We start from the raw sequence: 2,213 nt of genomic DNA, 5'->3' as shown, positions 1-2,213 counted from the left end.
AATGCAATTGGTATAAAAGGCATATGAGTTCTATTCATATGCCTTTTTTACTGATGCGACCCCAATAAAACCTACACAAAATTGTGCATTTTCAAGCTTCAGAAATACAATCATCACTGTTTTCAGTTTTCAGGCATAAAAAACACCGCGCTAATAAATTAGTGCGGTGTTTTAAATTAAAGCTTTGCCAATACCCAAAGGTATTAATGCAAAATATTAGTCTTCTGCAACAACAGAAAGCTTAACAATAGCTTTAACTTCAGTGTGAAGTTGAACTTCAACTTCGAAATCACCAGTGTTGCGCAATGCACCTAGTGGTAGACGTACTTCGCTTTTAGCAAGCTCAACGCCAGCTGCAGTAACTGCATCAGCTACGTCACGGTTACCAATAGATCCAAATAGCTTGCCTTCGTCACCAGCTTTAGAAGCGATAACAACAGCTTCTAATGCAGTGATTTTTTCTGCACGAGCAGAAGCAGCAGCTAATTCTTCAGCTAACTTAGCTTCTAGTTCAGCACGACGTGCTTCAAAAACTTCAGTGTTAGCAGCGTTAGCAACAACAGCTTTACCTTGTGGTAAAAGGAAGTTACGAGCGTAACCAGCTTTTACAGAAACTTGGTCACCCAAGTTGCCTAGGTTAGCGATTTTATCAAGTAAAATAACGTTCATTTTATATTCCTCTAAATTATTGCAGTATTACTGATGTAAATCAGTGTACGGCAGTAGAGAAAGATAACGAGCACGCTTGATAGCGCGAGCTAGTTGACGTTGATATTTAGCATTTGTACCAGTGATACGACTAGGAACAATTTTACCACTTTCAGTGATGTAGTTCTTCAAAGTAACGATATCTTTGTAATCGATCTCGGTAACGCCTTCTGCAGTGAAACGGCAGAACTTGCGACGACGGAAATAACGTGCCATGTGACAGTCTCCTAAGTTTTCAATTCGACATTTTCAGCGTGTAAAACCAAACGATTTTGACCATTTCTGCTCTGTTGCAGATTAAGGAAACCTTCGACTTGGATTTCTACGCCGGCTTTCAGATTTTCTGTAACGCTGTTAAAGCGTTCACCACTTAATACAACTTGAATTTGACAATAAACGTTGCGTAGCATTTCTGCTTCATAACGTTGAGATTTGTGCTCCAACATCAATACCGTATGGGCAATGCCTGCTGGGCTATCAAATCGTCTAGAACGCGTAATGGTTCCTGCTAATACCAAATTGTTTGTGGTCACAAAAAAACTTACTCAGCTGTGTTTTCAGCGCTTTCTTTAACTTCTTCAGTAGCTTCTGCACGAGGTGCACGCTCTTCAGATGAACGACGTGTATCGCGTTCGTCTTTAGCTTTAGCCATTGGAGATGCTTCAGTGATGGCAGCTTTAGTACGCATAACCATGCTACGCAAAACAGCGTCGTTGAAACGGAAAGCTGTTTCAAGTTCTTCAACCGACTCTGCAGTAGTCTCTACGTTCATAAGAACATAGTGAGCTTTATGCAACTCGATGATTGGGTAAGCCAGTTGACGACGGCCCCAGTCTTCTAAACGGTGAATTTGACCGCCAGCTTGGGTAAGAATACCCGTGTAACGCTCGATCATACCTGGCACTTGCTCACTCTGATCAGGGTGAACTAAAAATACGATTTCATAATGACGCATTTTTTTGCTCCTTACGGTTATCTAGCCTCGTTGTTGGCTCAGTCAAACCTAATAGAGGCAAGGAACTAATTAAAGTGACTGATTTAAGCCGCGGAATGATACATAAATTAGCAACTAGACTCAAGCGATAACTTAGCTAGAACCAAATTAAATGTGTAATACCTGTCGTTTTAACTACGCTAGCAAGTTATACCAATCCCATTAAGGGTGTACCCAGTTCAGAACTTTCTCAGGGCTTTCAATTCAAGGCGCATTGTCTCAAAAGGGTTATTCCCTTTTGAGACAATACTACGCAGCAGTGAAAGTTCTGAGACGCTCACAACGTGCGGCTGATATTTAGGGCATGAGGGAATCACTTAATACAGTAAATATGGCCTTCTATATACGACTAAATGGTCTATTTTTTCTATACAAAATAAGGTATTCCTGCTCTCCTTGGCGGTCAGGTTTAGGCGGTACGAGACCAAGGATGGTCGAAGGTAGAATAATACAGGAGCAATTATCGAGAGCGGAGCAGAATGCCAGAGCCGAGAATAACGATTAGCGATAA

At 41.3% G+C, this 2,213-nt stretch carries 4 protein-coding genes; all 4 read right to left on the bottom strand.

What is annotated here, in order from left to right:
* Window positions 1-216 precede the first annotated feature (216 nt).
* From rplI to rpsF, 4 genes are read right to left on the bottom strand one after another with little or no spacing between them, the layout of a single operon-like run.
* Window positions 217-669, bottom strand: a complete 453-nt coding sequence (gene rplI, locus AB4238_RS03620; protein WP_020910910.1) for a 50S ribosomal protein L9 — start codon at window positions 667-669, stop codon at window positions 217-219.
* Between the two features lie 27 nt (window positions 670-696).
* On the bottom strand, window positions 697-924 hold the full coding sequence (rpsR, locus tag AB4238_RS03615) for a 30S ribosomal protein S18 (RefSeq protein WP_005497284.1): 228 nt from the start codon (window positions 922-924) through the stop codon (window positions 697-699).
* 11 nt (window positions 925-935) lie between these two features.
* Complete coding sequence (priB, locus tag AB4238_RS03610; RefSeq protein ID WP_020910909.1) at window positions 936-1,241, bottom strand: primosomal replication protein N; 306 nt, start codon at window positions 1,239-1,241, stop codon at window positions 936-938.
* 8 nt (window positions 1,242-1,249) lie between these two features.
* Window positions 1,250-1,663 (bottom strand): 30S ribosomal protein S6, encoded by a 414-nt coding sequence (rpsF, locus tag AB4238_RS03605; RefSeq protein WP_020910908.1) that lies wholly within the window; start codon window positions 1,661-1,663, stop codon window positions 1,250-1,252.
* Between the last annotated feature and the right edge of the window lie 550 nt (window positions 1,664-2,213).

It is taken from the genome of Shewanella sp. 10N.286.45.A1, assembly GCF_041470405.1.
In the GTDB taxonomy this organism is placed as follows: Bacteria; Pseudomonadota; Gammaproteobacteria; order Enterobacterales; family Shewanellaceae; genus Shewanella.
This window is presented reverse-complemented; position numbering and strand designations above follow the sequence as displayed.